This window comes from Nonomuraea jiangxiensis, assembly GCF_900099965.1.
GTDB classification, from domain to species: domain Bacteria; phylum Actinomycetota; class Actinomycetes; order Streptosporangiales; family Streptosporangiaceae; genus Nonomuraea; species Nonomuraea jiangxiensis.
Window position 1 is genome coordinate 174,241 of record NZ_FNDJ01000022.1, and the last position, 7,781, is coordinate 182,021.

The window sequence follows — 7,781 nt, forward strand, 5'->3', positions numbered from 1 at the left end:
TCGCTCGACAGGCATGGCGATATAGCTCTATTGGGCTGTCTAGCTTCCCCACTAGACAGCCCAATAGAGGTCTAGGGGTGGCGCTCAGACAGGTTGAGCGCGCAGGAACTTCCCGAAGTGCGGCACCGTGAACGCGATCAGGCCGCGCTCGGCGCTGTAGATGAGCCCTTTCTTGATGAGACTGTCGCGGGCGGGCGAGAGGCTGGACGGCTTTCGCCCGAGGGCGTCGGCCACGTCGGAGGTGGGGACCGGCTCGTCGCCGATCTGCGCCATGGCGTGCATGTAGTCGCGCTCGGCCGGGGTGGCCCGCTCGTAGCGGCTGCCGAAGAACCCGACGGCGAGCTCCTCCTCCGCCTCCGGGGCGGAGACCTTGACGTCGTCGAGGGTGATCGGGCTGCGCGGCGCCAGGTCCCAGGCGACCTTCCCGTAGGCCTGCACGAAGTAGGGATAGCCGTCGGCCGCCTCGTAGAGGGCGTCGAGGGCCTCCTGGGTGAACTCCACGTCCTCCTCCCGCGCCGGCAGGATCAGCGCGAGATCGGCGGCCTCCCGATCGAGCTTGTCGATACGCGCGTAGCGGAAGAGCCGCTCGGAATAGCTCTTGCTGGCCGACAGCACGCTGGGCAGGTGCGGCAGCCCGGCCCCCACCACGATCAGCGGCCCGCCCGTCTGCGACAGCTCGTGGCAGGCGGCGCACAGCGCGGAGACGTCGGCGGCCTGCACGTCCTGCATCTCGTCGATGAACAGCGCGATGCCCACCGCCAGGTCGGTGGCCACGCTCGCGGCGTCGACGAACAGCTCCGTGAGGTCGATCTCCAGGTCGCCCGAGTCGGCGCGCCCGCGGCTGGCGGGCACCTCGATGCCGGGCGACCAGTGCGAGGTGCCCTTGGCCGCCGCGGGATCGCGCATGGCGAACGCCTTGAGCACTCCGAGGAACTCCTCGATGCGCTCGGGCGCCCGGTGGCGGGGCGCCAGCTCGCGGATCGCCATGTGCAGGGCCGCGGCCACCGGCCGCCTGATCGACTGGTCGGGCCGGGCCTCGATCTTGCCCGTGCCCCACAGCCGCTGCATCGCCATGGACTTGAACGTGTTGAGCAGGACAGTCTTGCCGACACCGCGCAGGCCGGTGACGACCATGCTGCGCTCGGGGCGGCCACGGGCCACTCGCTCCAGCACGACCTCGAACTGCTGCAGCTCACGATCGCGCCCGGCGAGCTCCGGCGGCCGCTGCCCGGCACCGGGGGCGTAGGGGTTGCGCACAGGGTCCACGCTCTCGGACTTTATTGCCGGATATAGCGGCCGTCTTAGATTTGGGAAGAAAGTGCTACGGCGTGTCCGAGCAGGCGCGGTCGCGAGCACCGTCATCGGACTACACCCCCTCCCACCAGGCCGAACCCCTGTTCGATTTCGTTATCGAGAACTGTAGCGCGGACTCGAACACCTATGCGATGGTTTCGAGTAAAGATCTTCGCAACCGGCCGGACTCCGTTGCCCCGCAGGGCTTCCCACCAGCGAACCGGCGACACGGCCCGGCGCGCGCCCGGCGTTTCCGGGCCGTCCGTAACCCTGATGAGGGGGTTCAACTTGGCAGCCGTCGCGCCAGCGCAATAGCGTTCGGGAGCATGCGGACCTTCGCGAACGTTCAGGAGCTCAAGGCGGCCGTCGGCGAGACGCTCGGCCCGACCGAGTGGCGCATCGTCACCCAGGAGCAGGTCAACCTCTTCGCCGATGCCACCAGTGACCACCAGTGGATCCACGTGGACGTCGAACGGGCCAAGGAGGGGCCGTTCGGAGGCACCATCGCCCACGGTTACCTGAGCCTGTCGCTGCTGCCCTCGTTCATGTTCGAGATGGTCCAGGTGCAGGGCATCGCGATGGGGGTCAACTTCGGCCTCAACAAGGTCCGCTTCCCCCGGCCGGTGCCGGTCGGGTCGCGGATCAGGGCGACGGCCGAACTCAACGACGTCAAGGGAACCCCGGCCGGTTTCCTGTCCAACCTGAAGATGACGATCGAGATCGAGGGCGAGAAGCGGCCGGCCTGCATCGCGGAGACGCTCATCCTGTACGTACCGGCCGAGTAACCTGCAGGGCATGTTCGTCCGGGCCCGGAGCGGTGTCCTGCTCCGGGTACGGCTGCCCACCTGACCGGCACTTCGGAGGACACGACCGATCTCGCGCGTGAGATGCGGGGAGGCCGACCGGCATGGTTGTCAGTCGTACAAGTTCGGGTTGAGCCCGGTGAAGAACCCGGCCGACATGATCGACCACAGAGCCCAGCCGATCATCAAACCCAGCCCCAACCCCCTGAACCAGGGTCTGCGCATGAAGGCGAGCGCGATGCCCGCGCCCAGACCCACGAGGGCCAGCACGACCGCGCCGACCGCGAGATAGCGGGCACTGGTGCCGTTGCTGTCCAGGGTGACGAAGAAGAGGACGAAGCCGACCACGAGGTTGACGAGGCTGTAGAGCACCAGGCCGACGAACATCAACCCGATGAGCATGCCCGTGGAACCCCGCGAGGGTGGGGATGTCGGTGCTGCGAATTCGGGTTGCCCATAGGACGAAGACCCGTAGGACGGCTGGCCATGCGTTCCATCGGCGCGCCGACCTGAGGGATCGACGTCAGGACGCCGGCCTTGGGACAAGCCCTCAGAGAGCTCCTGACCCTCGGACGACTGCCGTCGAGCAGCCTCTTCCGACCGTCCCTGCGCATGAGACGACTCCCCCGTCCAGCCCTGCGACGACTCCCCCATCCCCATCTGCCCCTGCGACGACTCCCCGACCCCACGATGCCCGTGAGGCTCTCCCCCAGCCCTACCCCGCACGTGAGACGACTCACCTGGCCCACCCTGCCCGTACGGCGGCTCACCTGGCTCACCCTGCCCGTGGGACCGCTCGCCCGGCTCACCCTGCCCACGGGACCGCTGCCGCGAGCCGGATGACTCCGGAGGCGGCGGCGACACCTCCTGCTCCTGCGGACCGTCCGGCTCCCCCGATGAGGATGACGACGATGATGATGACGGCGGCGGTGTGGTCATGAGTTCGACGTACCCCCAGACCACGATCACATCAGGGACCGTCGATCAACGTCCGACCAATAACTCAGAAACCGTAGGAATCCACCACATCAAGCCCGTAACGCGTGGGACGGGCACCCGCACGACCATCAACTAGGGAATTCACAATCACGGCGCTACGCACCCTCCGAGTAGTAAAGCGCCGCCTGCACCCGACTTTTCATCCCCAACTTGTTCAACACCCGACTGACATGTGTCTTGGTAGTGGCTTCCGCCATGTCCAGCTCTCTGGCGATCTCCGCATTGGACAACCCCCGCCCGATGCACGCCAGAACCTCCCGCTCCCGAGGCGTCAGACTGTCCGTGTCCGCCGCAGGCTCCCGACGGGGCCCCCGCTCGGCGAACTCCGCGATCAGCCTCCGCGTGACCCCCGGCGAGATCAGCCCATCCCCCCGAGCCACCACCCGAACGGCCTCGACCAGCGACTCGGCATCAGCGTTCTTCAACAGGAACCCGGCAGCCCCGGCGCGTAGGGCCCCGAAAACGTATTCGTCAATATCGAACGTCGTCAGAATCAGCACATCGCAAACCCCCGCCAACTCCCTGGTGGCCGTGATGCCGTCGAGCCGAGGCATCCGTACGTCCATCAACACCACATCGGGCCGCAACTCCCGAGCCATGGCCACGGCCTGTTCACCATCGCCGGCCTCACCAACGACCTCGATGTCACCGACCCCGTCAAGGATCAGAGCGATCCCCGCCCGTACGGCCGCATGATCGTCAGCCACCAGCACCCTGATGCCCATCCCACCTCCAGCACCCGTCCACACACACGCCAGCCCCTCCGACGAACCCACTCATCACCGACCGCCACCCACACACCGGCCCTCCACCCCAGCAGTCACTGCCCCGACCCCGCCACCATCCCCGAACCCGAACCCGCACCCGAGTCCGAACCCGAACGTGCAGCGGAATCCATAACCGAGTCAGCCACCGGCGGATCCTCCCCTCGAAGCACCACGTGACCTGCGGCCGCACGAGTCAGAGTCCCCGACCCACCAGCCGCCAACGCTGAAGACGTCACCCCACCACCCCTCGCCTCATAGGTCGTCCTCAGCGAAGTAGGCAGCCTGGCCGCAACCCGCCACCCAAGCCCCTGAGGACCCGCCTCGAAGGCTCCACCGACCAGCGCGGCCCGCTCGCGCATGCCGATCACCCCCGCCCCTGCACCAGCCCCAGGCAGCCGAGCCCCCCGCCCGCCAACAGCGTTGTCGACGGTGACCGAAACCGACCCGGCCTCGTACGAAACGCCGACAGTCACCGGCGAATCACCATGCTTCAGCGCGTTGGTCAGCGCCTCCTGCAAGATCCGATAACCGGCCAGATCAACGGATACGGGCAGTTCCCGGGGCTCCCCCTCCACCCGGAAGTCCACACTCAACTCCGCCTGCCGAACCCTGTCCACCAAGGTCTCCGCATCGGCCAACCGGGGCCGAGTCGCCTCGGGCTCGTCGCCTTCCTGCCGCAACAGCCCGATGATGGCCCGCATCTCGGACAGCCCCTTGACGCTGTTTTCCCGTACGGACTCCATGACCTTGCGAATCGTCGTCCGATCAAGATCCTCACGAGACAGCGCACCGGTGGACTGGATGGCGATGGCGCTGAAGTGGTTGGCGATCATGTCATGCAGCTCGCGAGCCATCCGGGTGCGTTCGGCCGCGATGGCCGCCTGCCGATCCAGCTCCGCCAGGTGGGCCACCTGCTCGGCCCGCACCCGCTCGGCGGCGGCCCGATTGCGCTGCTCCCGCAGCACCAGAGCAGTCGTGACAGGCAGGACGAGCACCAAGGCGACCTGCACCCCCGCCGTAGCCAGCAGTCGCCAGTCCTCGCCGAAGAACCCGGCCACGGCCCCACCGGCAACCGCCAACACGGTAGTGACCCCCAGCAGAACCCGGGCGAACCGAGCCGGCCCGTAAAGCGCGGCGGCGTACAGGTTGTCGGTGAACACGAGCACAGTCGCCAGCGACGGCCCCACGAACCCGTCCAGCGCCATCCCGAGCACCCCCAACCCCAGGCAGGCCAGGGGCGCCCGCTGCCGCACCACGACCCCGACGCAGGTGATGGCCAGCGGCACGCATTGCACCCACTCAGGCACACCACGATCGACGGCGCCCCCGCTCGCGATCACGATGATCCCGATGGCGAAGGCCACCCCGGCCCACAACGCCGTCAGCTTCATGCCCCTCATCCCACCACCATCCGACCCGGCTTCCCTCCTGCGGAGGGCCAGCCTGTGGATACACCTTTTTATGTATCCACAGGTTCGTTTCCACTGACGATGTGCCAGCCGGAAACAGACCAAAGACTGAAATGCGTGATTATCGCCATCCTCGTCGCCTGCGAGATCGCCTTCTGGCTCCTCCTCGGCCTGGCGCTGGCCACCCGCTACCTCTGGAAGCGCCGCAAGCTCAGCACAGCCCTCCTGATCGCCATCCCGTTCCTGGACGTCATCCTCCTGGCGACCGCCGCGATAGACATGAAAGGCGGAGCCACAGCCGACATCACCCACGGCCTGGCGGCGACCTACCTCGCCTACTCGATCGTCTTCGGCCACAGCACGATCCGCTGGGCCGACGCCAAGTTCCACCATCGCTACGCCGACGGCCCCCCAACCCCCAAACCCCCACCAGGCGGCCCCGACCGCACCCGCTACGAGTGGCGCTTCTGGCTTCGCATAGTCCTGGCCTACGCCCTAGCCTGCGCCGTACTCCTCGCCCTCACCTGGTGGGTCAACGACCCCTCCCGCACCCGGCCCCTGCTGGAGTTCATGCTCGGCCTGATCAGAGTCCCCGTGATCGCCATCATCTGGCCCATCAGCCACACACTCTGGCCCCGCAAGATCGAGTCAACGAAGTCATGATTGCCGTTTCTGGTTCGAGGCACTGCCCAGAACCCGCTATGCTTGCTTACGCAGCGAGCGGCCGTAGCTCAATGGATAGAGCATCTGACTACGGATCAGAAGGTTAGGGGTTCGAGTCCTCTCGGCCGCGCTCCAGGTCAAAGGCCCTCTGGGATCAGCCCAGAGGGCCTTTTTCATGGCCGTACAGCAGCGTCCCCGAAGTTGACCGTCTGATTCGTAGCCAGATGCTCGTTCATCTGAGGTTGTCACTTCAAGTGTGTAAAGATCGTTCTTGAGAGCTAGAGGCCGGTCTTTACTTGATACGTCCTGGATAGGCGATGTCGAGTTCGATGAGTGCTTCGCGCCAGCCGATGGTGCGCTGTCCCTCGATCAGGCGGGCGGTGCTGGGCGAGTTCTTGATCTTGCCGGTTTTCTCCTTGTGCACGGCGCGTTCGCGGGCGCGTTTGTCCTCGATGTTGATGATGGCCAGCCACAGCAGCTTGACCACGGCGTCGTCGCCGGGGAAGTGCCCGCGGGCCTTGGTAACCTTGCGCAGCTGGTAGTTCAGCGACTCGATGCCGTTGGTGGTGTAAAGCAGCTTGCGGACCGCCGGGGAGAAGGCGAAGAACGGCGTGAAGCGATCCCAGGCGGTCTCGAACACGCGAGCCGCCTGCGGATACCGCTGACCCCAGACGGAGGCGGTGAAGTCGGCCAGGGCGTCGAAGGCAGCCTCCGCTGTGGGCGCGGTGTAGATCTTCTTCAGTTCTGCGGCCACCGCGGCGCGGTCGCGGCGGGGCACCGGCCGCAGCGCGTTCCTGATCATGTGCACCACGCAGGTCTGCACGGTGGTGTGCGGAAACGCGGCATGGATGGCCTCTTCGAAGCCGGCCAGTCCATCGGTGCAGGCGATGACGATGTCGCGCACGCCGCGGTTGCGCAGGTCGTTCATCACCGCGCTCCAGAACCGGGCGGATTCGCCGGCTGTCGCGCTCTCCAGCGGGGTCTTGGCCAGCCAGATGCCCAGCACGTGCTTCTCGCCCTCGGCGTCGATCCCGACGGCCAGGTAGGCGGGCTTGGCCTGCACGCTGTGGTTGTCACGCACCTTGACCACGATGGCGTCCAGGAACACCACCGGATACACCGCCTCCAAAGGTCTGCTCTGCCAGGCGCGGACCTCTTCCAGCACCGCGTCGGTGATGTTGGAGATCGCCTCATGGCTGAGTTCGGTGTCGTAGATCTGGCGCAGGTGGTGCTGGATGTCACGGACGCTCATGCCGTGCGCGTACAGGCTGATGATCATGTCGTCCAGGCCGCCGGAGATACGGCCGGCCCGCTTGGGCACCAGCACCGGCTCGAACGTGCCGGCCCGGTCCCGCGGCACGGCCAGCCGGACCGGCCCCACACCGGTCTGCACCGTCTTGCCGATCCTGCCGTTGCGGGAGTTGCCTGTGCCGTGGCCGGCCACCTCGTGCTTGCCATAGCCCAGATGCGCCGACAACTCGCCCTCCAAGGCGCGCTCCAGCACCGCCTTGACCAACTCACCGAGCATCGAACCCTCTCCCGTCAGCCGCAGCCCGCCCGCACCGTCGCGAGAACGCTCCAGCAGGACGTCCAGCACCTGATCGCCGAGCAACTCCCGCAGCGGCACCGGCTGCTGCACCGCACCGGAAGGGGGGTTTTGCCCGCCATGATGAGCAGCCGCCCCCAGCAGCGCCGATGCGTCATCATGCTGGTCTTGCCCCACCGCGGCCAGCGCGGATCTTCCCCGTGTCGTGGACATGATCGTGTTCTCCCCCGAAATGGTGAATGATCTTTCTAGACTTCCGTCTACGTTTGGTGATCATTTCCACACCTGGAGTGATACCCCC

Annotated in this window: 7 protein-coding genes and 1 tRNA gene; 3 read left to right on the forward strand and 5 right to left on the reverse strand. The window is 66.7% G+C overall.

The features are described 5' to 3' along the window. Positions 1 to 84 precede the first annotated feature (84 nt). Complete coding sequence (locus BLS95_RS38475) at positions 85 to 1,266, reverse strand: ATP-binding protein (protein ID WP_090943431.1); 1,182 nt, start codon at positions 1,264 to 1,266, stop codon at positions 85 to 87. A 353-nt stretch (positions 1,267 to 1,619) separates the two neighbouring features. On the opposite strand from BLS95_RS38475, the gene BLS95_RS38480 reads away from it, so the two are divergent. Then, positions 1,620 to 2,078 (forward strand): MaoC family dehydratase, encoded by a 459-nt coding sequence (locus BLS95_RS38480; protein WP_090943434.1) that lies wholly within the window; start codon positions 1,620 to 1,622, stop codon positions 2,076 to 2,078. Between the two features lie 129 nt (positions 2,079 to 2,207). Here the strand turns inward: BLS95_RS38480 and BLS95_RS38485 are convergent, their stop codons facing one another. The 3 genes from BLS95_RS38485 to BLS95_RS38495 all read right to left on the reverse strand — a co-directional run bounded on the left by BLS95_RS38485 (position 2,208) and on the right by BLS95_RS38495 (position 5,253). Further along, complete coding sequence (locus BLS95_RS38485) at positions 2,208 to 2,498, reverse strand: hypothetical protein (protein ID WP_090943437.1); 291 nt, start codon at positions 2,496 to 2,498, stop codon at positions 2,208 to 2,210. A gap of 692 nt (positions 2,499 to 3,190) precedes the next feature. Then, positions 3,191 to 3,820, reverse strand: a complete 630-nt coding sequence (locus BLS95_RS38490) for a response regulator (RefSeq protein ID WP_090943439.1) — start codon at positions 3,818 to 3,820, stop codon at positions 3,191 to 3,193. Between the two features lie 95 nt (positions 3,821 to 3,915). Further along, a complete protein-coding gene (locus BLS95_RS38495; RefSeq protein ID WP_245765537.1) occupies positions 3,916 to 5,253 on the reverse strand; it encodes a sensor histidine kinase in 1,338 nt (445 codons plus the stop codon). Between the two features lie 135 nt (positions 5,254 to 5,388). Here BLS95_RS38495 and BLS95_RS38500 point away from each other — a divergent pair, with 135 nt between their 5' ends. Beyond that, the gene (locus BLS95_RS38500) at positions 5,389 to 5,934 is read left to right on the forward strand and encodes a hypothetical protein (RefSeq protein WP_245765538.1); all 546 of its coding nucleotides are present in this window, start codon (positions 5,389 to 5,391) and stop codon (positions 5,932 to 5,934) included. Between the two features lie 57 nt (positions 5,935 to 5,991). After that, positions 5,992 to 6,064 (forward strand) — tRNA-Arg (locus BLS95_RS38505). 162 nt (positions 6,065 to 6,226) lie between these two features. Here the strand turns inward: BLS95_RS38505 and BLS95_RS38510 are convergent. Then, positions 6,227 to 7,621, reverse strand: a complete 1,395-nt coding sequence (locus BLS95_RS38510; protein ID WP_425434768.1) for an IS256 family transposase — start codon at positions 7,619 to 7,621, stop codon at positions 6,227 to 6,229. Positions 7,622 to 7,781 lie beyond the last annotated feature (160 nt).